Origin of the sequence: Bacillus sp. BR3(2024) (genome assembly GCF_039134555.1) — a bacterium.
GTDB lineage: Bacteria > Bacillota > Bacilli > Bacillales > Bacillaceae_G > Bacillus_A > Bacillus_A cereus.
Map to the genome: position 1 here is coordinate 5,205,946 of NZ_CP152433.1, position 22,556 is coordinate 5,228,501.

Below are 22,556 nucleotides of genomic sequence, written 5' to 3' on the forward strand. Positions count from 1 at the left end.
GGGAGCGCAAACATGAACAAAATCATCAATTTCTCGTTAAAAAATAAGTTCGCAGTTTGGCTACTAACCATTATTGTTACTATTGCGGGGATCTACTCTGGACTCAATATGAAGCTGGAAACAATTCCTGATATTACAACACCGATTGTGACAGTAACTACGGTCTATCCTGGTGCTACACCAGAAGAAGTAGCTGATAAAGTTTCAAAGCCGATGGAAGAACAACTACAAAATTTAAGCGGTGTTAACGTTGTGAGTTCATCATCTTTTCAAAACGCATCTTCTATTCAAGTAGAATACGATTTTGACAAAAATATGGAAAAAGCAGAAACAGAAATTAAAGAAGCTCTCACAAATGTAAAACTCCCAGAAGGTGTTAAAGATCCTAAAGTTTCACGAGTAAACTTCAATGCTTTTCCCGTTATTTCGTTAAGCGTAGCAAGCAAGAATGAATCTTTAGCTACTTTAACTGAAAATGTAGAAAAAAATGTTGTACCGGGATTAAAAGGACTTGATGGTGTTGCATCTGTCCAAATTGCTGGCCAACAAGTAGATGAAGTACAGCTTGTCTTCAAGAAAGATAAAATGAAAGAACTAGGACTAAGTGAAGATACTGTAAAAAATGTTATTAAGGGATCGGATGTATCTTTACCACTTGGCTTATACACATTTAAAGACACGGAAAAATCAGTTGTTGTAGATGGCAATATTACAACGATTAAAGCATTAAAAGAACTTAAAATCCCAGCTATACCTTCCTCACCTAACGGTCAAGGTAGTCAAAATGCTGGCGCTGGTGCACAAACGCCGCAAATGAATCCAGCTGCTATGAACGGGATTCCAACAGTTACATTAGAAGAAATTGCTGACATTAAAGAAGTTGGGAAAGCAGAATCTATTTCTCGAACAAATGGAAAAGAAGCAATTGGAATTCAAATTGTGAAGGCCTCTGATGCAAATACAGTTGATGTTGTAAATGCAGTAAAAGATAAAGTAAAAGATCTTGAGAAAAAATATAAAGATTTAGAGATCATTTCAACATTCGACCAAGGTGCACCTATTGAAAAATCAGTTGAAACAATGCTAAGCAAAGCAATTTTCGGTGCTATCTTTGCGATCGTTATTATTATGCTGTTCCTACGAAATATTCGAACAACGTTAATCTCTGTCGTTTCCATACCACTTTCTTTATTAATTGCTGTTTTAGTCATAAAGCAAATGGATATTACGCTTAACATTATGACCCTTGGAGCAATGACCGTTGCTATAGGCCGCGTTGTCGATGACTCAATTGTTGTTATTGAAAATATTTACCGACGTATGTCGTTATCAGAAGAGAAATTGCGCGGAAAAGATTTAATTCGTGAAGCTACGAAAGAAATGTTTATCCCAATTATGTCTTCTACCATCGTAACAATTGCTGTATTTTTACCACTTGGACTAGTAAAAGGTATGATTGGTGAAATGTTCTTACCATTCGCCTTAACTATCGTCTTCGCTTTATTAGCATCATTACTAGTAGCAGTTACAATCGTACCGATGCTAGCTCATTCCTTATTTAAGAAAGAGAGCATGAGGGAAAAAGAAGTACATCATGAAGAAAAACCAAGTAAATTAGCAAATGGGTATAAACGCATACTTGCATGGGCTTTAAATCACAAAATTATTACATCAAGTATCGCTGTCCTTCTATTAGTTGGTAGTCTTGCACTTGTACCAGTTATCGGTGTAAGTTTCTTACCTTCTGAAGAAGAAAAAATGATTATCGCAACATACAACCCTGAACCAGGTCAAACGTTAGAAGACGTTGAAAGAATTGCAACAAAAGCTGAGAAGCACTTCCAAAATAATAAAGACGTCAAAACAATTCAATTCTCATTAGGTGGCGAAAACCCAATGAGTCCTGGTCAATCAAACCAAGCAATGTTCTTCGTGCAATATGATAACGACACGAAAAACTTTGAAAAAGAGAAAGAACAAGTCGTTAAAGATTTACAGAAGATGTCTGGCAAAGGCGAATGGAAAAACCAAGACTTCGGAGCAAGTGGCGGTAGTAACGAAATTAAACTATACGTTTATGGAGATAGCTCAGAAGACATTAAGCCTGTCGTAAAAGATATTCAAAATATCATGAAGAAAAATAAAGACTTAAAAGATATAGATTCTAGTATTGCAAAAACATATGCAGAGTACACTTTAGTCGCAGATCAAGAAAAGCTGAGTAAAATGGGCTTAACGGCTGCTCAAATTGGAATGGGACTTTCTAATCAACATGATCGCCCTGTTCTGACAACAATTAAAAAAGACGGTAAAGATATCAATGTATATGTAGAAGCTGAAAAACAAAATTATGAAACAATCGATGACTTAACAAATCGCAAAATTACAACACCACTTGGTAATGAAGTAGCTGTGAAAGATGTTATGACTGTAAAAGAAGGTGAAACATCGAATACAGTAACACACCGAGATGGACGTGTTTATGCAGAGGTTAGTGCCAAATTAACATCTGATGACGTTTCAAAAGCATCTGCTGCAGTACAAAAAGAAGTAGATAAAATGGATCTTCCTTCTGTTGTAGATGTTTCTATGGGCGGTGTTACTAAAGATATTCAAGAATCATTCAAGCAACTTGGCCTAGCGATGTTAGCTGCGATTGCCATTGTATACTTCGTTCTTGTCGTTACATTTGGTGGTGCCCTAGCACCATTCGCAATTTTATTCTCGCTACCATTTACAATTATTGGGGCTCTTGTTGCCTTATTAATCTCTGGTGAAACATTAAGTGTATCTGCAATGATTGGTGCGCTTATGTTAATCGGTATCGTTGTAACAAACGCAATCGTGCTTATCGACCGCGTTATTCATAAGGAAAATGAAGGACTATCAACACGTGAAGCTTTATTAGAAGCTGGTGCAACACGCCTTCGTCCAATTTTAATGACTGCAATTGCAACAATCGGTGCTCTTATCCCGCTTGCATTAGGATTTGAAGGTAGTGGCTTAATTTCTAAAGGACTTGGCGTAACGGTAATTGGTGGACTAACAAGTTCAACGTTATTAACACTTCTTATTGTTCCAATCGTTTATGAAGTATTAAGCAAATTTAAAAAGAAAAAAACAAAATAACAAAAAAATAACCTCGCTAACTGCGAGGTTATTTTTTATTTCCAAACAAGATTAGGAAATCGCCATAGCCTTCTTTCTCTAATTCCTCTTTTGGAATAAATCGAAGAGCTGCGGAATTAATACAGTAACGAAGGCCATTTGGTCCTGGACCATCTGGAAATACGTGCCCAAGATGTGAATCTCCTTCTTTACTTCTCACTTCTGTACGTGTCATATTATGACTCACATCCATCTTTTCTTTCACACTTGCTGACATCACTGGTTTTGTAAAACTAGGCCATCCACATCCACTATCAAATTTATCTAGAGAAGTAAACAACGGCTCACCTGAAACGATGTCTACATAAAGACCTTCCTCTTTATGGTTCCAATACTCATTTCGAAATGGTGGTTCTGTACCATTTTCCTGTGTTACATAATACTGCATCTCATTGAGTTTTTCTTTTAAATGAGCATTATCCTTTGGCCAATGTTGCTTAATAAAAGCATCTCGTCCTGAGCCTTTACGATATAACTCATAGCGGAATGTATTTTTCTTATGGTATCCTTGGTGATATTCTTCAGCTGGATAAAATGTAGCTGCTGGTAGTATTTTTGTCGCAATTGGTTTTGAAAAGCGTCCACTCTGCTCAAGCTCTTCTTTTGAGGCCTCTGCTTTTTTATGTTGTTCTTCATTATGATAAAAAATCACCGTTTCATAAGACTGTCCGCGGTCGTGGAATTGTCCACCAATATCGGTCGGATCAATTTGTCTCCAATATATATTTAACAATTCCTCATACGGCATTTTATTTGCATCAAATGTAATTTGTACTGCCTCATAATGTCCCGTCGTTTCTGAACATACTTCTTTATACGTTGGATTCTCTTTATGACCACCTGTATAGCCAGAAACAACCTTTATAATCCCTTCCATCTCTTCAAATGGTGAAACCATACACCAGAAGCACCCTCCAGCAAATGTAGCCAATTCTACCTTTTCATTTACAGCCATTACTTCACCCCTATTCTATGTTCTGCTTACAGTATGGCATAAGAAACATCATATTATAAAAGAAAAAGCACCGAACATCGATGCTTTTTCTTTACTTCACTTTATTTTTTCCAACATCCTTCTCCATTTCATCACTTGTCACGTCTAAAACATCTAATAAGAAGATGAAGATTGGAATACCGATAATTAATCCCCATACACCTAAGAAGTGTTCTGAGAAGATTAATACCATAAATGTATAGAAAATCGGTAAATTTGTTTTTTGCGACATAAACTTCGGGTTTAATACGTAACTTTCAAGCGCATGAATCACTGTTACGATAACCAAAATATAAACAACGTACATGATACCGCCAATATTGTAAGCAATCATACAAAGTGGGAATAACGAAATGATAACCCCCGCTACTGGAATTAAGCCAAGCAAGAAAATCATTAACGCTAAACCTAATAATTGCGGGAATCCTAATATCCATAATGCGATAACTGAAAGAACGCAGTTAACAACAGCAATTAAAAATTGCGCTTCGATTACCTTTCCAAATGAACGTGCAAATTTCTTTCCGAAGTACTCAATTTCAGTATAGAAAATTGCAAGCCTGCTTTCTTTAAACTTTGCAGTAAAACCGACAATACGAGATTTTTCTAATAAGAAAAACAAACTCAAAATTAAAGAAAGTAAAACTTGAAGGCCAAATTTACCAACATTCGTAATCGATTTATACAAAATGTCTACGCCTTGTCCTACATATTTAGAAAGCTCCATATGATTGACAGCATTAACTGCATACTTAATTAGTTCACTATCTGGTGGGTTTCTTAAAAATACATTGAATTGGTAAATCAGTTGTGAAATTTGTATCGTCAATACTGGTAAATATTTAAATAGTGTAATAGCAATTCCACCAATTAACATTACATATAGAAACGCTATAATAATTTTTCGATTAATAGGCATGAAATGATCTAATTTGCGTGAAATAAACTTTTGGAATCGATCCATTAAATACGTGAGAATAAACGTAATTAATATTAAATTCAACATACTTTGCAGCCCGTATAACACGAGAGCAAGTATTACTAATACGAGTAACCTCTGGAATCCTTTGCTTTGAAACAGGTTTTTTATTTGCATAATCGACGAATACTCTCTCCTGTCCTATAAACTAAAACGTTAATAAGTAGATTTCTCTCTCTTTTCTACTTTTAATTATTCATTCATATTAAGATTTTTATAAACTCATTATATGCCTACCTTAACAGGTATATAGTAGCTTACTTCTTATTTTACAATACAATGACCTAATTCAAAACGTATTCTACATAGTATTAATGAAGATTTAAGGAAACTTACATTTTTTTAAATAGGTCTTACCACTACTGTAACATAAAAAGCAAGCTATCAGTAGAAATCTGTCCTACAAATAGCTTGCTTTTCTTATTTTTTAAGTAAGTTTTACTATCCAATGAATGGCATGAACATTGGGATGACAACTACTGTTACAACCCCAACTACCGTTACAGCAATACTTGCCATCGCTGCCTCTACCTCACCCATTTCAATTCCTACTGCAACTCCTAATGCATGACCCGCTGTTCCAAGTGCTAAACCTTTTGCAATCGGATGTTTCACTCTAAATGTTTTTAAGAATAATGCTCCTAATGCGTATACGATAACTGCGTTGAAAATAACTGCAAACGATGTAATTGCTGGAATACCACCAATACTTTCTGAAATTGGTAACGCAATTGCTGTTGTTGCTGCTTGTGGTAGCATTGAATTCATTACTGCTGTATCTAAACCGATTGCTTTTGCAACAATGAACACGACAATTACTGAGCAAATAGATCCAACCACGATAGCTGATAAAATTTGCCACCAATATTTTTTCAACTTATCAACTTGTTTATATAGTGGGATAGCGAATGCAATTGTTGCTGGCTCTAAGAAGAAACTAATCATTTTTCCGCCAGTATTATATTCTTCAAAAGTAAAGTTACCTACCTTTAGAAATACAATCCCTAATACCATTGCTACGAATAATGGTGTAAATAGGAAGAACCCTTTTGAATGCTTGAATAATAATGTTCCGATTCCGTATGCGATTAATGAAACGACGATTCCGAAATATGGAGTCATTGTGCTTGCCATGTTCATTACCTCCCAACAATATATAAATACAATGGTTACGCAACCTTTCCGTGCTTGCGTCCTTTATTTACTACTTTCAATTCTTTTGTATCTTCTGTTTCTTTTTCATCTTTTCCTAAAATAAATTGTGCAAATAATCCTGTTACAGCGAGTAAAATAACTGTTGCTACAACAATTACAGTTAAAATTTGTACAAAGTATTGTCCCATTACACCAAGAGAATTAATAACTGAAATACCTGATGGGACGAATAAGAATCCAATAATACCTGTTAAAGCTGTTCCGAGTGATTCAACTTGCTCCAATTTAATAACTTTTAAACATAATAGACTAAATAAAATAACTAACCCGATTACCGATGAAGGCATTGGAATTGGTAAATGTGTTGCAATAATATTAGAAATTAACATAATAGCTGAGAATATGAATGCTTGTGATAAGAAACTATATACTTTTTTCGTACTCATTTTGGCCACCTCTTTCGATTTGGTACCTTTATTGTATAGGATATAACCGCCTGAGTAAGCGTTTACATAACAGAGCGTCAAATATACAGAATCAGTTACAAATATAAAAGGATGAAATACAAAAGCTGCTCCTTAAATACGAAGCAGCTTCTTGAGTTCTTTTGCATATGTACGGCTAACAGGTACTTTTGATCCTTCTTTCATGATTAAATTATAAGTAGAATTGAACCATGGCTGAATTTCAGTAATATGATTAATATTTGCAATAAAGCTACGATGAACACGCATGAAACTTACTTGCGGCAACTTCTTTTCCAAAATCACAAGTGTATCGTGTGTTACATATGTTTCCCTCATTGTTTTTACTGTCACTTTTCCGTCCACAAGTCCTACATATACAATATCTTCAATATTAACAAGTACGATTGATTCTTCAATTGGTAATGCTAATTTATGCATCTCTACTGTTACATCTGTCCCCTTTATTTCGTGCTTCGTTTCTATTTGCGATTGTTTTTGTTTTTTATACTTCTTTAATGTCTGCACAATACGCTCTTCATCAAATGGTTTTAAAATGTAGTCTAACGCATCTACTTCAAATGCTTGCAGCGCATATTGATCATAGGCAGTAGCAAATACAATTGCAGGTGGATTTTTCATCTTCTTTAATATATTGGCGATTTCAAATCCGTTATCATCGGATAATTGAATATCTAAAAACACAATATCTGGTCTACTTTGCATTAGTTCTTCTAATGCGTCTTCCACACAATCAGCCTCACCAATTATCTCAACTTCTTTCGTTCTCTCTAATAAATACTTTAGTTCATCACGTGCTAACATTTCATCGTCAACTACTAATACTTTTAACAATCTGTTCTTCCTCCCCTACTTTTTTTGGAATAACAAAAGTAATCTCTGTCCCCTCATTTAATTCACTTTCGATATGAAGCATCGTTTCTTTTCCAAATAATCCAATAAGACGTTCATTAATATTATATAAAGCTGTTCCAGTCCCTTTCTTTGACGAAACTACCATCTTTCCTAATTGTTCTAAACGTTCTTCCTCAATTCCCTGCCCATTATCTTTTACTTCAAAATGAACCATACCCTCTTTTTCAAAAACATGCACTTCCACTTCGCATACTGGTTGCTTCTTCGGAAAGGCGTGTCGCAACGCATTTTCAACCAATAGTTGAAGAACAAATGGTGGTACTAAAGTTGTCTTTAGCTCGTCCTCAATATACATCTTTACCTCATACTTATTTGGGAACCTTGCTTGTTCTAGGGATAAATATGCCTGTACATGGTTTAATTCTTGTTCTAGCGGAATCAATAACTGACGTGCCCCTTGCAAATTACATCGGAAATATACGCTAAGCTGTAATAATAACTTCCTTGCTTTTTCTACATCTGTTCGGCATAAAGCTGATACTGTATTAATCGCATTAAATAAAAAATGCGGGTTAATTTGTGCTTGTAATGCCTTTATTTCCGCATCTTGCAATAATTTACTTTGCAACTCAGCTTCACCTAATTCAAGTTGTGTAGAGAATATTTTTGCTAATCCTTCTGCTAATTCCTCTTCCACACGACTTAACTGGTTAGGATTTTTGAAATACAGTTTTAATGTCCCTATTGTATTTCCATGTGAAGTTAGTGGAATAACAATCGCCGCTTGCAAAGGGCAGCCTTCATGTTGACAATTAATAACCTCACGTGATTTTGCTTTCATTATTTTCCCTGTGTGTAACACTTCTTTCGACAAACCAGTTATTAAACTATGTGACGGAATATGGTGATCTGATGCTAATCCAACATGAGCTAATATTTTCTCTGTATCTGTTAAGGATACCGCATCTGTTCCTGTAAAGCGGTGAATAATTTGTGCCACATGCTTACACGATTCTTCTGTTAAGCCTTGGCGAAAATATGGTAACGTTTTATCTGCAATACGTAATACCTTATGAGTCTGAAGTGCCTTTGCGTTCTCTTCCTGACGCAAAATAGCTTGTATCATAGAAAGTAAAATAAAACTTCCAAAACTATTTACAAGGATCATTGGTATCGCAATTGTTTTCACAATGCTCATTCCATCCTCTACAATTAATAGGATCATAATCATTTCTAAAGAAACAATAAAAACACTTAAAATCGCTGAAAACTTAGGGGTAATTGTACGGTTATATTTTTTAAAAATGTATCCGATATAACCAGTTATAACGCCTGCTAAAATTGAAGAGATTGCACAACTTAGAGCTGTCGTCCCTCCAAGCATATAACGGTGAATACCAGCAATTGATCCTACCCCAATTCCGACGATAGGACCACCAAGCAATCCACTAATTCCAACACCCATAATACGTGTATTTGCAATGGTACTCGATGATGAAACACCTTGTAACCAATTTTCATTCATAATCGTATTTCCTGCTATTTCAATCCCAGTGTAATTGCTTACAATTGTAAATACCGAAAAAATACAAATAAGCTTAAGCTTATCTACATAGCCATCCTGTTTATGAAGGAGGCGTCTGAAAGTTTTAATATGAGAGAGTAAAAATCCTAAAATAACTATAAGTCCGACTCGTTCAATCATCATGAGTACTAAATTTAGCATCTTTGATTCATTCCTTTTTATTTAGTTAGTTTTATTATGGGAAAATAATGAAGTCGGCGTCAAGAAGAATGAAATGTTTTTTGAAATATTTTACACATAATAACTTCCTCTTTATTTGACAATACATATAGAAGAGTGCTAAAAATAAAGTAATATAATACAGTCCTTTAACCCAACCCCGTGAGGTTGAGAAGGAAGTCGGAATACAATATACGTATGTTCTTTTCTTGGGGATACGTATGCTTTTTTGGCCTTCTCATCATATCAGGTGAGAAGGCCTTTTGTTATTCTTCCATAGCGACTGTAGAAAATAAGGAGGAGTAATAATGAACGTCACTACTGATGTACAACAAACAACAGAGGAGACAAAAGCGAAAAGATATAAAACATTATTTGGTTCTGCGCTAGGATATGCAGCAGAAGGTTTAGATATGTTGCTATTATCTTTCGTACTTGTCTATATTTTAAAAGAGTTTCACTTAAGTCCTGTTGAAGGTGGAAACTTAACTTTAGCTACCACAATAGGAATGTTAATTGGTTCTTATTTATTTGGATTTATTGCTGATTTATTTGGCCGTATTCGTACAATGGCCTTCACAATCTTACTGTTTTCACTAGCAACCGCACTCATTTATTTCGCAACAGACTACTGGCAATTATTAATTCTGCGCTTTTTAGTTGGAATGGGAGTTGGTGGTGAATTCGGAATCGGAATGGCCATCGTAACAGAAACATGGTCTAAAGAAATGCGCGCTAAAGCGACATCTGTTGTTGCACTTGGATGGCAATTTGGTGTACTGATAGCTTCACTCCTTCCAGCATTTATTGTCCCACACTTTGGATGGAGAGCCGTTTTCTTATTTGGATTAATTCCAGCTTTACTAGCTGTCTATGTCCGTAAAAGTTTAAGTGAACCGAAAATATGGGAGCAAAAACAACGCTACAAAAAGGAACTATTGCAAAAAGAAGCTGCAGGTAAATTAACAACTACTGAAGCAGAACAACTAAAACATATAAAAAAATTTCCACTTCGAAAGTTATTTGCCAATAAAAAAGTAACAATTACAACAATTGGTCTTATTATTATGTCGTTCATCCAAAACTTCGGATATTACGGAATCTTCACATGGATGCCCACTATTTTAGCAAATAAATATAACTATACATTAGCAAAAGCAAGTGGCTGGATGTTCATTTCTACCATCGGTATGCTAATTGGAATTGCAATCTTTGGTATTCTAGCTGATAAAATTGGTCGCCGTAAAACTTTTGCAATCTATTATATTGGCGGTACAGTATACTGTCTCATTTACTTCTTCTTATTCACAGATTCAACATTATTATTATGGGGAAGTGCATTGCTTGGATTCTTTGCAAATGGAATGATGGGAGGATTTGGAGCAATTTTAGCTGAAAACTATCCTGCTGAAGCTCGCTCTACCGCCGAAAACTTTATTTTCGGTACAGGACGTGGATTAGCTGGATTTGGGCCTGTTATTATTGGCTTACTTGCTACAGGTGGCAATCTACTTGGAGCATTGTCCTTGATTTTTATCATCTACCCAATCGGGTTAATTACAATGCTACTATGTGTACCAGAAACAAAGGGAAAAGTATTAGATTAAACGTAAAAGAGGAAGCATCTCATTTAAGATGCTTCCTCTTTTACGTTTTTATTTATTTTGATTTACTAGCCTTCTGAAATAAGAATGCAGTTTTATCTTCTTCTTTTACAATACCTTGTTTTAATGCTAATTCTCCCGCAACTTTAGGCGCTAACCATAGCATTGGGAATAACAAAATTGATACCGGAACTGCCGTCACCACGATAAACGATTGTAGCGCATTAATACTTCCTTCACCCATATATAAAAGGATCGCTGCAACTGCGCCCATAATAAGCGACCAAAAAATTCGCAAACTAATTCTAGGATCTCCGTCTCCAGTCACTGCCATTGAAATGGAATACGCCATTGAATCTCCTGTTGTCACTACAAATAAAATTGTTAATAAAAGAAATGCTGGTCCAATAATATTAGAAAGTGGCAATTGCCCTGTAATTGCAATCATAGCTGCCGGCATACCAGATTCACTTAATGCGTCCGAGATAGACCCAGGATTCATCAACTCATAAAACACGCCTGATCCACCTAATATAGTAAACCAAAATGTTGTAATAATAGGTGCGATAATTCCAATTGCAACGATGATTTCTCGAATCGTTCTCCCTCTTGAAATTCGACTCACTAAAATTGCCATCATTGGTCCGTATCCAATAAACCATCCCCAGAAAAAGATTGTCCAAGATCCTAACCAACTTGTATCACCACGGTATGTGCTCATCGGTATAAACTCATTTACATAAAATCCAAACGAAGAAACAAACGAATCAATAATAAATCCACCTGGCCCAAATAGTAATATGAATGCCATTAACACAATTGCTAATCTAACATTTAAATTACTTATAATTTGAATCCCTTTATCAATACCTGTTACTGCCGATATGGTAGACACGGCCACCACACAAACAATAATTGCTAATTGAGTAGTAAACACATCAGAAACTCCAAATAATTCTTGTAATCCATAACTTGCTTGTAAACCTAAAAATCCAATTGGGCCAATTGTACCTGCAGCTACTGCAATAATTGCAGCTGCATCAATTATCGTTCCAAGCAGGCTCTTTCTTAATTTTTCCCCAAAAATAGGATATAAAAGTGTTCGAGGTTTTAGCGGCATATCTTTATGATAATGTCCATACATCATAACTACCGCACTAATTGTACCTAAAATCGTCCATGCTAAAAATCCCCAATGCATATAACTTTGTGCTAAAGCAGGCATGACTGCTTCTTTCGTTCCAGCAGATATACCATCATGTATTGGTGGCACCGTCATCAAATGATACATTGGCTCTGCTGCTGCCCAAAAAACGCCACCTCCAGCAAGTAATGTAGACATAATAATAGCAAGCCATTTTGCCGTACTAATCTCAGGTTTTTCTAATCCCCCAAGCTTAACTCTCCCATATTTGGAGAAAGCCATACACATCGCAACAATAAATGTACCTAATAATAAAACTTGCCAGAAGGCACCGAAATATTTAATTGAAAAAGCGAAACTTTTATTAATCGCACTCTCTACATAATCCTTGTTCAAAAAAACTGCAATTACAAATAATAAAAGTGAACCACCACTAATAATAAATACAGGCCAATCAGTTTTTCGACTCTTCATCCTCATTTATACTTCCTCCTTCCTCAGCAATCTAAAAAAACAACTTTATTATGTTTTATTGTTTAAACCCAAAACATAATAATTATATATGCATAACATTTTATCGATTTCCCACATACTTATGTTGTCCCTAAAAATATGCCAAATCCCTTATTAAAAAGAAAAATTCTCTTCCTCTTACATAAAAAAGCAAAACAAAAGACCTTATATTTCTATAAGGTCTTCGAAACAGAAATTTGATTATAACATAAGGTACTCCTTGGTTCAAAAAGCCTCTTCCAAAAATAACCGAGAGTAAAGGCTTCCATTTGCTACATAACAGTAATTAAAAAAAATTATATTTCACAGAAAAAACCTACACTAAATATTATTTATGAAAGAAATTTGGCTTCAAAATTTCATTCGGATACGGTTTATGATAAATGTGAGTGGTAGCTGGAGATAATGGCGGAATAAGCCATACCCAATTACCTGTTACAACACGACCACAAGCAGCTTCTTGCTTCTCAAATTGCTGAAATTGTTGTGCAGCAGTATGGTGATCAACAATACTAACTCCTTGTTTTTTAAAGGAGTGTAGTACGGCAATATTCAACTCAATTAGCGCCTTATCTTTCCATAAGGTACCGTTTCTCGATGTATCTAAATCCATCATCTCCGCAACAGCCGGAAGTAAATTATAACGATCATGATCTGCTAAGTTGCGCGCCCCAATTTCTGTTCCCATATACCATCCATTGAACGGAGCGGCTGTATAAGAAATACCGCCAATTTCTAAACGCATATCTGAAATCATTGGAACACCATACCATTTTACTCCAAGTGATGAAATAGGGTATTCTGGGTGTTCAATTGGCACTTCTTTTACTTCTTCTCTCGGAATTTCTTTATATGTAGGCGCCTTCCCGTTTATAGAGAACACAAGTGGCAATACATCGAAATTCGTACCTTCTCCTTGCCAACCAAGCCCCTGACAAAAGTCCGTAAATGTAGCGGAATGAGAATCACCAATCACTCCCGTTTCTGTTTTATATCCTGCATATCGAATCAATTGGTGATTATAAATTCTTATATTATTTTCTTCACCTTGATATTGCTTAAAAATCGTAATGGTTGGTTTAACTTTCCCGTCGTTCGTTGCATATTTAATATGATGAATTAATGCATTATATACACCCTCTTCATCATTTACTTCGCGCGCATCTAATATGTGCATCTTACTCCAAAATAGTCTTCCAATACATCTATTACTGTTACGCCATGCCATTCGTGAACCATGAACAAGTTCTTCAAATGTATGCTCATATGTCCCTGTCTTCTCTATCTCAATTTGAATTTCTTTTATACGTTCTTCTATCAATTGTTCTTTATGAAGCTCCTTATAACAAATCGTAATAAAATTACTTGCTTCCTCTATTAATTGTTTCGTTTTACTCATAAACAATCTCCTTCTATTTCAACAAAACCCTGCTACTTTACAGTATAAGCAAAAAGGATAGGAGTCACAAATGAAAGTGAGAGTGTTACTTTTATTGTAATATTTTTTAGAAAATTAATGGACTTACTATTGACTTATATGGAAAATGGGTGTATTTTTGACTCAGGTAAAGTATTTTTACCTAGACCAACTTTTTAAGTGGAAAGGAGGTAATGTTATGTCTTCATTTCAATTGCCAAATCTTTCATATGACTATGATGAACTAGAGCCACATATTGATAGCAATACACTTTCCATTCATCATGGAAAGCACCATGCGACATACGTAAACAATTTAAATGCTACTTTAGAAAATTATACTGAATTACATAATAAATCTTTAGAAGAATTGCTATGTAATTTAGATACTTTACCGAAGGAAATTGTTACAGCTGTACGAAATAACGGTGGTGGTCACTATTGTCATAGTCTTTTTTGGGAAGTGATGAGCCCACGAGGTGGCGGTGAGCCTAATGGAGACGTTGCAAAAGTAATTGATTATTATTTCAATACCTTTGACAACTTAAAAGATCAACTTTCCAAAGCAGCTATTAGTCGTTTTGGAAGTGGCTATGGATGGCTTGTTCTTGACGGTGAGGAACTCTCTGTTATGAGTACACCAAATCAAGATACGCCTTTGCAAGAAGGGAAAATCCCCTTACTCGTAATTGATGTATGGGAACATGCTTATTATTTAAAGTATCAAAATAGGCGCCCAGAGTTTGTTACCAACTGGTGGCATACAGTAAACTGGGACCAAGTAAACGAGAAGTATTTACAAGCAATTCAATCACAAAAACATTAGTCGTACGTATAAGGTAAATTTGGTAATGTAAAATCAGTATTGTCGAAATCCTCCAGAATCCCCCGGATTGCCACCGGGGGATTTATGATTACTTCATTGTATTTATATAATGTTTTAAAACATTTTTCATTTCTAGTTTCAGCTCTCGGAACAAAAATCCGAATTCACGAGCCTTTCCATTATGTAATGTACAGTTAGTTACCTCATTATAAGGAGCTATATTTTCCCCAGCTTTCTGAATGAGTGCTTTTATTCCTGTCTTCTCTTCTATGAAATGAATAATTTCTTCCGTAGAAACTACCCCGTTACTACAGGCGTTAATTGGCCCTTTCACATTTTCCATTCCGCACCAAGCTAGAAACTCTCCTGCCTCTTTTTCATGTATAAATGACAAAGTTCCATCTACATGATCCACAACGATAGGTTTTTGGTTCACAATACATTCAACGTAAAATTGTAACCTTTTCGTATAATCGTTTTCTCCAATAACAACTGTAAAACGAACTGCAACAACTGGGAATGTTGCTTGTTGAAATACAACGGCTTCAGCTAATCTCTTTCCTTCACCATAATTGAAGTCATTCCTATCTCCATACGCGATTGCATAATCGTGCGGATTAAAGTCTTCTTCTGATAAGCTTAGGGCAGGTTCATAGACGGCCATTGAAGATGTCATAACATATTTCTTCGTTTTCCCTCGTAACACTTCACATATTATCTTCGCTGCATTCGAGCTATAGCATAAATTATCGTATACAATATCATAACTTTTTCCTTCTAGACGCTTTTCTAGTAGCTTTCCATCTTCTCTATCAATAATTATTCTTTTTACTGCGCTACCAAAAGAATCTTCAGTAACTCCCCTCGTCGCAATCGTTACATCGTGCCCCTCTTGCAAAAGTGCTTCTACTAAATGTTTACCAAAAAATCTTGTTCCCCCTAGCACCAATACTTTTTTCAACTTCATCATCCCCATTTTAGCAAATTGTAAAATACTACCTCTCTATTATAAGTGCCAACATATAAAAAGCATGGAATTCGTTTAACGATTCCATGCTTTTCTACAGAAAATATATTAACGTACTCGATATTTATAAATACAATAACAGAAGTACAAAATAGAAATTACTGATACATAAACCCATAGTTCATATACAAATCCCTCTCCCCACACTCCCATAAAATAAAAGAGTGAAGGTAAAGTCAATGTTACCCATGATTGTACGAAGGCAATCCTTCCAAGATATTGATTAATGTTCTTCTTTTGTGTATTTAATACAAAGAATAAATACCAAAGTAATGCCCACATAAACCACGTTAACGCATTAACAACATCATGGAATTGAACAAATGAAACAACCATATAGAATAAGGCTATAATTGCTACCCAAATACAAAACCATCCTAGACCACTACTATCCATTCCTTTTATAAAAGTAACACCTACATATAAATAAGTTAATCCAAATAAGAAAGTAGCCGCATATGAATACACTGTCCAATTGCTTTGGTCAGAAATCATGATCAAATAAAACGGAATAATAATTTGTAGTGCACCCACAAATAAATTAAAAACACCCGTACTTTTCATCTCTGCTTTCCCTAATATAACAAGACTATTTAAAAATAAAGCTGCCCCTGAAAGTAATAATCCTACATAACCCATATATATTCGTGTGAAAATCTTTACCTTTCACACTTTTAACCTCCCCACACTATAAAGTGATACTTATATTATTTTTCTTCCCATTTAAAACTACATACATAATTTTTCATCCAAATAAGTCAGACCTCCTACCTCAAAAAGGAGCGAACTTAAAACGCTTTCAATAATAAATAATCCTATTAAAACATGAACTAGGATTCCTTGATTATAAACGGACTCTAGCAATGATACAAGTGTTGGAATACTTTTCAATAATACGCTTTCAATTTCTATAAAAAATTAATAAAATAATACATTCCTCTATCTCATTCTACTACCTTCTAGCATAAGATATTGTAAAATCACCTCATTTAAAACAGCGAACGTTCTTTTCTAGGTTCACTAATAAAATTAATAAAAAATGACCTCTTGCTTTTATGCAAAGGTCATTTTTTTATATTCATCATTAAACTTCTAAATAGCCATTTTTATTATTTGATTGCCATTTCCAAGAATCTGCACACATTTCTTCTAATCCGCGTGTTGCCTCCCAGCCTAATTCACGCTTTGCTTTCGATGCATCAGCAAAACATACTGCCACATCACCTGGGCGACGCTCTGTAATTTTATAAGGAACTTTCTTACCCGAAACTTTTTCAAACGCTTCAACCATCTCTAGTACACTATAGCCCATACCTGTGCCCAGGTTATAAGCATCTACTCCCGTTGTACTTAGTACTTTCTCAAGCGCCTTTACGTGACCATTTGCTAAGTCCACAACATGGATGTAATCACGGACTCCTGTTCCATCTTTCGTTGGATAGTCATTTCCGAATACACTTAATTCTTTTAACTTACCTACCGCTACTTGCGTTACATATGGCATTAAGTTATTTGGGATTCCATTTGGATCTTCTCCGATACGCCCACTTTCGTGTGCACCAAATGGATTGAAATAGCGAAGTAATGCGATACTCCATTCTGCATCTGCAAATGCTACATCACGCATAATTTGCTCAATCATTAATTTCGTTTGACCATATGGATTTGTTGCACTTAATGGAAACTCCTCCGTAATCGGTGACGTTTCCGGAATACCATATACAGTTGCAGATGAACTAAAGATTATCTTCTTTACATTATGTTTCTGCATTACTTCACATAGCACTAACGTGCTTGTAATGTTGTTATGATAATATGTTAATGGAATCGCTACTGACTCCCCTACAGCTTTAAATCCTGCAAAGTGAATAACTGCTTCAATTGCATTTTCTTCAAAAATTGCGTCAAGCGCTTCGCGATTTAAAACATCTTCTTTATAAAACTTAAATTGTTTTCCTGTTATTTCTTTCACTCGATTTATAGATTCTACCGAGCTATTCGAAAGGTTATCCACTACTATAACTTCGTAACCGCTATTTAGTAATTCTACACATGTATGACTACCAATATATCCTGCTCCACCTGTTACAAGTATTGCCATAATTATAGTCCTCCATATTTCATTCATTATAAACTTCTCAAAGTATATCACATATTTCTTATCCTATGTTTAACATGCGAACACAGAAACTTACATTTTATCCCATAATAATTTTATAACATATACGATTCTAATCAGGTAATAAAAAAACGCCACATAATTTTTATTATGTGGCGTTTTTTTATTAAATTACATAACAATATACACTTAGAAAATGCGCAAGACTACCTAATAATACAAAAACATGAAAAATTTCATGATGCCCCATATATTTAAACTCTAACCATTTTGGCTTTGTTCCATAAATAAATCCACCAATTGTATAAAAAATGCCCCCAAGTACTAAGAAAATAATGCCTCCTGTACTTAAATTCTCAGCTAACGGTGCAAAGAATAACACAATTAACCAACCCATCGTAATATAAATTGCTGTCGATAACCATCTTGGACAATTAAACCAAAACATTTTAAATACAATGCCACAAATCGCAGTTGCATAGACTAAACAAAATAATAGTAAACCACTTGCTGAATTTAATGTAATTAAGCAAAAGGGTGCATATGTACCTGCAATTAATATAAAAATCATAGAATGATCTAGCTTCCTAAAGAAGTAAATAACACGTGCATTGGCCACAACACTATGATACACAGCTGACGCCGTATAAAGGACCATCATTCCAATACCAAACAAAATAACAGCTGTAATTGCAGCAAATGATGGCATCTTGATAGAAACTTTCACAAGCATAGCTAATAAGGCAATAAATGATAATATCGCTCCACCTAAGTGAGTAAATGCATTAACTGGTTCCCTTACATAAGCATTCATAATAACACCCCTCATATAATTACATGTAGTTTTAATAACTACATGTAATTATATACGCATTTCTTTTTAAGGTCAACATTTACAATTCATTTGTTTCGTAATACCATATTTAAAGATATATTAAACATTAAGTTCCACTAAGTTATAAAAGTGAGGGATTCTACGTGGAAAATATAAATGAATTACTTGAGACATTGCATTTAGAAAAAAACATTAAACTTGAGGATATTCCAAATGTTGACTTATATGTAGATCAAGTTGTTCAACTATTTGAGAATACTTATGCAGATACAACGAGAACTGATGATGAAAAAGTATTAACCAAAACGATGATTAATAATTACGCAAAAGGGAAACTATTCATCCCCATCAAAAATAAAAAGTATTCAAAAGAGCATATGATTTTAATTAGCCTAATTTATCAATTAAAGGGAGCTCTCTCCATTAACGACATAAAAAGTTCATTAGAAACTATAAATGACTCCTTATTAAATGATGATTCATTCGAATTAAATACGTTATACAAAAATTATCTTGCTCTTACTGAAAGCAATGTCGAAAGCTTTAAACAAGACGTAAATAACCGTGTTACAGAAGTAAATGAGATTTCTTCCTTAGAAGATACAAAGCTAGAAAAATTTCTACTACTAACATCCTTCGTGACTATGAGTAATATGTATAGACGTTTAGCGGAGCAACTAGTGGATGATTTAAAAGAATCATAAATAAAAAACTATCCACCTATTAAAGTGGATAGTTTTTTATTTACTTAATTGCTTCATGAACTTTTAGTTGTTTCCCTTTAATCGTTGTAGTCTTCATGACTTTCAAGACAAGTGGTCCTTTTCCATTTAATATTTCAACGTAAGAAACATTATCTTGTATCGTAATAATGCCTATATCTTCTGCTGTAACACCTTTAATTTTAGCAATTGTACCGACGAAATCTACCGCCCTAATTTTCTTTTTCTTCCCGCCATTAAAGTACAGCTTCATAATGCCTTTGTTGATGTCTGCATTTTTATCTTTCTTTATAATTGGTTTAGCATGTATCTTTTCTTCAAATGCAGCTTTCTCTTTCATAACTTCTTCTTTTGAAGGTCCAATTGCCTTTGGAATTTCAAATCCAATATACTCCTCAATCTCTTCTAAAAATCTATTTTCATATGGTGTTATAAATGTAATAGCTTTTCCACTATTTCCAGCTCGTCCCGTTCTTCCAGTACGATGTACATAGCTTTCTTTTTCAAGTGGAATATCATAATTAATAACATGTGTAATATTATCAATATCAATTCCTCTCGCAGCTACATCTGTTGCTACTAAATAACGGAATTTTCCTTTTCTAAAATCATCCATGACTTCAAAACGATCTTCTTGTACCATACCACCATGTATTTTGTCACAAGGATAGTTAGCTCGTTTTAATTGTCTATATACATGATCTACATTTTCTTGTGTACGGCAGAAAATAATACAGCTATCAGGATTCTCAATCGTTGTTACATCTTTAAGTAGTGAAAGCTTCTCGTCTTCTATCACCTCAAAAAGAGTATGTTCAATTTTATCCGTCGTAATCCCAGCCGCTTTAATTTCAATATGAGTTGGTGAATTCATATATGTACGAGACAATTTCTCAACATCTTCTGGAAGTGTTGCTGAAAATAACATTGTCATTCTTTTTGTAGGTAATTCATCAATAATTGCCTCTACTTGATCGATAAAGCCCATATTTAGCATCTCATCTGCTTCATCAATAACTAAATACTTCAAACACTCTAAAGAAAGGGTACCCTTCTCAATATGATCCAACACACGACCAGGAGTCCCAACTACAATATGTGTCTTTTGCTTTAATTCTAATTTTTGACGTGCAAATGGAGATTTCCCATAAACTGCCGCAGCCTTAATCCTTTTGAATCGACCTATATTTGTAATATCTTCTTTTACCTGTACCGCAAGCTCTCTCGTTGGTGTTAAAACTAATGCTTGTGGTTTATTCTCTTCCCACTCCACCATTTCACAAAGTGGAATACCAAATGAAGCTGTTTTTCCACTTCCAGTCTGGGATTTCACAACAAGATCCTTCTTTTGTAATGCAACTGGAATAACCTCACCTTGTACTTCCGTTGGATGATCATACCCTAACCCAGTAAGTGCCCTTACAATTTCCTTACTTAATTTATAATCAGAAAAACTTTTTTTACTCATATATTAACCTCATTTTATTCTGTATTATTTTCTTTTTTATCTTTTGTATACGTTACTATCACCCTACTTATTATACTTGAAACCTCACATAAAAGGTGAATCATGCCAGATTCATCTTTTTATATAGAAATAAACCTTTTCATTTCATATATTGTTCAACTACTTGATAACATCTTTTGCTCGTATTGTTAGCATTAACCTTTTTATAGTATCCTACATCCACTCAAAAAAATAAAAAGAATACATACAACCTTGTATAATTATCTTAATTTTTCAACCCTTCCCATAAACGAACAATAAAAACAAAAAAACGTTTTAAATTCGTTTTTAACGTTTTTTTTCAGATGTAAAATCTACTTTTTTAAAAAATGTTAAGAAATCCTTTGACTTCTTAATAAAAATAATGTAAATTATCCTATGGACGAACATTTTTGATTAATAAAAATAAAATATTCGTATTTTAGGGGTGTAAATGATGGAAAACGTATTTGACTATGAAGATATTCAATTAATTCCTGCAAAATGCATTGTAAATAGCCGCTCTGAATGTGATACAACTGTCACTTTAGGAAAACATAAATTTAAATTACCTGTCGTGCCTGCAAATATGCAAACGATTATTGATGAAAGAATTGCAACTTATTTAGCTGAGAACAACTACTTTTATATCATGCATCGTTTCCAACCAGAGAAACGAATCTCATTCATTAGAGATATGCAATCACGTGGATTAATCGCTTCTATCAGCGTTGGTGTAAAAGAGGACGAATATGAATTCGTACAACAATTAGCTGCTGAGCAACTTACACCTGAATATATCACGATTGATATCGCACACGGTCATTCTAATGCTGTGATCAACATGATTCAACATATTAAAAAACATTTACCAGAGAGCTTCGTTATCGCTGGAAACGTTGGAACTCCAGAAGCAGTAAGAGAATTAGAAAATGCTGGTGCCGATGCAACAAAAGTTGGTATTGGACCTGGTAAAGTTTGTATTACTAAAATTAAAACAGGCTTCGGAACTGGTGGTTGGCAGCTAGCTGCACTTCGCTGGTGTGCAAAAGCTGCAAGTAAGCCAATTATCGCTGATGGTGGTATTCGTACACACGGCGACGTAGCTAAATCTATTCGATTTGGGGCAACTATGGTCATGATCGGTTCTCTATTCGCTGGTCACGAAGAGTCTCCAGGGGAAACAATTGAAAGAGATGGCAAACTTTATAAAGAATACTTCGGTTCTGCTTCTGAATTCCAAAAGGGTGAGAAGAAAAACGTTGAAGGTAAGAAAATGTTCGTTGAGCATAAAGGTTCTTTAGAAGATACGTTAATCGAAATGGAACAAGATCTTCAATCTTCTATCTCTTACGCTGGCGGAACAAAATTAGACGCTATTCGTACTGTAGATTATGTTGTCGTGAAAAACTCGATTTTCAATGGTGACAAAGTATATTAATTCTTAAATTAACTCGAAGGACAAGCATTTTCATGCTTGTCC

The 22,556-nt window shown here is 34.6% G+C and carries 18 protein-coding genes and 1 pseudogene; 5 read left to right on the forward strand and 14 right to left on the reverse strand.

Annotated elements, in window-relative coordinates; genetic code table 11:
* Positions 1 to 12 precede the first annotated feature (12 nt).
* Positions 13 to 3,129, forward strand: a complete 3,117-nt coding sequence (locus V7S45_RS26825) for an efflux RND transporter permease subunit (protein WP_342761612.1) — start codon at positions 13 to 15, stop codon at positions 3,127 to 3,129.
* 28 nt (positions 3,130 to 3,157) lie between these two features.
* On the opposite strand, the gene msrB is transcribed toward V7S45_RS26825, so the two are convergent.
* The 7 genes and pseudogenes from msrB to lytS form a co-directional block, all read right to left on the reverse strand.
* Positions 3,158 to 3,610: a peptide-methionine (R)-S-oxide reductase MsrB gene (gene msrB / locus V7S45_RS26830; protein ID WP_224201069.1), complete on the reverse strand. Its 453-nt coding sequence runs from the start codon at positions 3,608 to 3,610 to the stop codon at positions 3,158 to 3,160.
* A gap of 45 nt (positions 3,611 to 3,655) precedes the next feature.
* Positions 3,656 to 4,123: pseudogene (msrA, locus tag V7S45_RS26835) on the reverse strand (peptide-methionine (S)-S-oxide reductase MsrA); the annotation flags it as partial.
* A gap of 91 nt (positions 4,124 to 4,214) precedes the next feature.
* Positions 4,215 to 5,258, reverse strand: a complete 1,044-nt coding sequence (locus tag V7S45_RS26840) for an AI-2E family transporter (protein WP_001166010.1) — start codon at positions 5,256 to 5,258, stop codon at positions 4,215 to 4,217.
* 324 nt (positions 5,259 to 5,582) lie between these two features.
* Positions 5,583 to 6,275 (reverse strand): antiholin-like protein LrgB, encoded by a 693-nt coding sequence (gene lrgB, locus V7S45_RS26845; protein ID WP_000168869.1) that lies wholly within the window; start codon positions 6,273 to 6,275, stop codon positions 5,583 to 5,585.
* 35 nt (positions 6,276 to 6,310) lie between these two features.
* Positions 6,311 to 6,742: an antiholin-like murein hydrolase modulator LrgA gene (gene lrgA, locus V7S45_RS26850; protein ID WP_000104901.1), complete on the reverse strand. Its 432-nt coding sequence runs from the start codon at positions 6,740 to 6,742 to the stop codon at positions 6,311 to 6,313.
* Positions 6,743 to 6,874: 132 nt separating this feature from the next.
* Positions 6,875 to 7,615: a LytTR family DNA-binding domain-containing protein gene (locus V7S45_RS26855; protein ID WP_000921843.1), complete on the reverse strand. Its 741-nt coding sequence runs from the start codon at positions 7,613 to 7,615 to the stop codon at positions 6,875 to 6,877.
* Positions 7,593 to 9,362: a two-component system sensor histidine kinase LytS gene (lytS, locus tag V7S45_RS26860; RefSeq protein ID WP_000933561.1), complete on the reverse strand. Its 1,770-nt coding sequence runs from the start codon at positions 9,360 to 9,362 to the stop codon at positions 7,593 to 7,595. The genes V7S45_RS26855 and lytS overlap by 23 nt, the downstream gene beginning before the upstream one ends.
* Before the next feature lie 326 nt (positions 9,363 to 9,688).
* Between lytS and V7S45_RS26865 the strand changes: the two genes are divergently transcribed.
* Complete coding sequence (locus V7S45_RS26865) at positions 9,689 to 10,987, forward strand: MFS transporter (protein ID WP_001103412.1); 1,299 nt, start codon at positions 9,689 to 9,691, stop codon at positions 10,985 to 10,987.
* Between the two features lie 52 nt (positions 10,988 to 11,039).
* Here the strand turns inward: V7S45_RS26865 and V7S45_RS26870 are convergent, their stop codons facing one another.
* Positions 11,040 to 12,608 (reverse strand): BCCT family transporter, encoded by a 1,569-nt coding sequence (locus V7S45_RS26870; protein ID WP_001242445.1) that lies wholly within the window; start codon positions 12,606 to 12,608, stop codon positions 11,040 to 11,042.
* 361 nt (positions 12,609 to 12,969) lie between these two features.
* Complete coding sequence (locus V7S45_RS26875; protein WP_000047627.1) at positions 12,970 to 14,040, reverse strand: nitric oxide synthase oxygenase; 1,071 nt, start codon at positions 14,038 to 14,040, stop codon at positions 12,970 to 12,972.
* A 217-nt stretch (positions 14,041 to 14,257) separates the two neighbouring features.
* On the opposite strand from V7S45_RS26875, the gene sodA reads away from it, so the two are divergent.
* A complete protein-coding gene (gene sodA / locus V7S45_RS26880) occupies positions 14,258 to 14,884 on the forward strand; it encodes a superoxide dismutase [Mn] (RefSeq protein WP_342761613.1) in 627 nt (208 codons plus the stop codon).
* Positions 14,885 to 14,972: 88 nt separating this feature from the next.
* Here sodA and V7S45_RS26885 read toward each other — a convergent pair whose 3' ends face one another.
* From V7S45_RS26885 to V7S45_RS26900, 4 genes are all read right to left on the reverse strand, one after another.
* Entirely contained in the window at positions 14,973 to 15,860 is an 888-nt protein-coding gene (locus tag V7S45_RS26885) for an NAD-dependent epimerase/dehydratase family protein (protein ID WP_342761614.1), read from the reverse strand.
* Positions 15,861 to 15,959: 99 nt separating this feature from the next.
* A complete protein-coding gene (locus V7S45_RS26890; RefSeq protein ID WP_000542578.1) occupies positions 15,960 to 16,550 on the reverse strand; it encodes an AmiS/UreI family transporter in 591 nt (196 codons plus the stop codon).
* A 445-nt stretch (positions 16,551 to 16,995) separates the two neighbouring features.
* Positions 16,996 to 18,012, reverse strand: a complete 1,017-nt coding sequence (galE, locus tag V7S45_RS26895) for a UDP-glucose 4-epimerase GalE (RefSeq protein ID WP_000996540.1) — start codon at positions 18,010 to 18,012, stop codon at positions 16,996 to 16,998.
* Positions 18,013 to 18,196: 184 nt separating this feature from the next.
* The gene (locus tag V7S45_RS26900) at positions 18,197 to 18,844 is read right to left on the reverse strand and encodes a hemolysin III family protein (protein WP_342761615.1); all 648 of its coding nucleotides are present in this window, start codon (positions 18,842 to 18,844) and stop codon (positions 18,197 to 18,199) included.
* A 164-nt stretch (positions 18,845 to 19,008) separates the two neighbouring features.
* On the opposite strand from V7S45_RS26900, the gene V7S45_RS26905 reads away from it, so the two are divergent.
* On the forward strand, positions 19,009 to 19,569 hold the full coding sequence (locus tag V7S45_RS26905; protein WP_000427879.1) for a DUF1836 domain-containing protein: 561 nt from the start codon (positions 19,009 to 19,011) through the stop codon (positions 19,567 to 19,569).
* Positions 19,570 to 19,609: 40 nt separating this feature from the next.
* Here V7S45_RS26905 and dbpA read toward each other — a convergent pair whose 3' ends face one another.
* Positions 19,610 to 21,055: an ATP-dependent RNA helicase DbpA gene (gene dbpA / locus V7S45_RS26910; protein ID WP_000039350.1), complete on the reverse strand. Its 1,446-nt coding sequence runs from the start codon at positions 21,053 to 21,055 to the stop codon at positions 19,610 to 19,612.
* A 475-nt stretch (positions 21,056 to 21,530) separates the two neighbouring features.
* Between dbpA and guaC the strand changes: the two genes are divergently transcribed.
* Positions 21,531 to 22,514, forward strand: a complete 984-nt coding sequence (guaC, locus tag V7S45_RS26915; RefSeq protein WP_000432447.1) for a GMP reductase — start codon at positions 21,531 to 21,533, stop codon at positions 22,512 to 22,514.
* The last annotated feature ends 42 nt before the right edge of the window (positions 22,515 to 22,556 follow it).

What these genes read in the sequence shown, in the direction of transcription:
- V7S45_RS26825 (WP_342761612.1), top strand. Translation starts at nt 13, where the DNA reads ATGAACAAAATCATCAATTTCTCGTTAAAAAATAAGTTCGCAGTTTGG.
- V7S45_RS26840 (WP_001166010.1), bottom strand. Translation starts at nt 5,258, where the DNA reads ATGCAAATAAAAAACCTGTTTCAAAGCAAAGGATTCCAGAGGTTACTC.
- lrgB (WP_000168869.1), bottom strand. Translation starts at nt 6,275, where the DNA reads ATGGCAAGCACAATGACTCCATATTTCGGAATCGTCGTTTCATTAATC.
- lrgA (WP_000104901.1), bottom strand. Translation starts at nt 6,742, where the DNA reads ATGAGTACGAAAAAAGTATATAGTTTCTTATCACAAGCATTCATATTC.
- lytS (WP_000933561.1), bottom strand. Translation starts at nt 9,362, where the DNA reads ATGCTAAATTTAGTACTCATGATGATTGAACGAGTCGGACTTATAGTT.
- V7S45_RS26865 (WP_001103412.1), top strand. Translation starts at nt 9,689, where the DNA reads ATGAACGTCACTACTGATGTACAACAAACAACAGAGGAGACAAAAGCG.
- V7S45_RS26870 (WP_001242445.1), bottom strand. Translation starts at nt 12,608, where the DNA reads ATGAGGATGAAGAGTCGAAAAACTGATTGGCCTGTATTTATTATTAGT.
- V7S45_RS26875 (WP_000047627.1), bottom strand. Translation starts at nt 14,040, where the DNA reads ATGAGTAAAACGAAACAATTAATAGAGGAAGCAAGTAATTTTATTACG.
- sodA (WP_342761613.1), top strand. Translation starts at nt 14,258, where the DNA reads ATGTCTTCATTTCAATTGCCAAATCTTTCATATGACTATGATGAACTA.
- V7S45_RS26885 (WP_342761614.1), bottom strand. Translation starts at nt 15,860, where the DNA reads ATGGGGATGATGAAGTTGAAAAAAGTATTGGTGCTAGGGGGAACAAGA.
- V7S45_RS26890 (WP_000542578.1), bottom strand. Translation starts at nt 16,550, where the DNA reads ATGGGTTATGTAGGATTATTACTTTCAGGGGCAGCTTTATTTTTAAAT.
- galE (WP_000996540.1), bottom strand. Translation starts at nt 18,012, where the DNA reads ATGGCAATACTTGTAACAGGTGGAGCAGGATATATTGGTAGTCATACA.
- V7S45_RS26900 (WP_342761615.1), bottom strand. Translation starts at nt 18,844, where the DNA reads ATGAATGCTTATGTAAGGGAACCAGTTAATGCATTTACTCACTTAGGT.
- dbpA (WP_000039350.1), bottom strand. Translation starts at nt 21,055, where the DNA reads ATGAGTAAAAAAAGTTTTTCTGATTATAAATTAAGTAAGGAAATTGTA.
- guaC (WP_000432447.1), top strand. Translation starts at nt 21,531, where the DNA reads ATGGAAAACGTATTTGACTATGAAGATATTCAATTAATTCCTGCAAAA.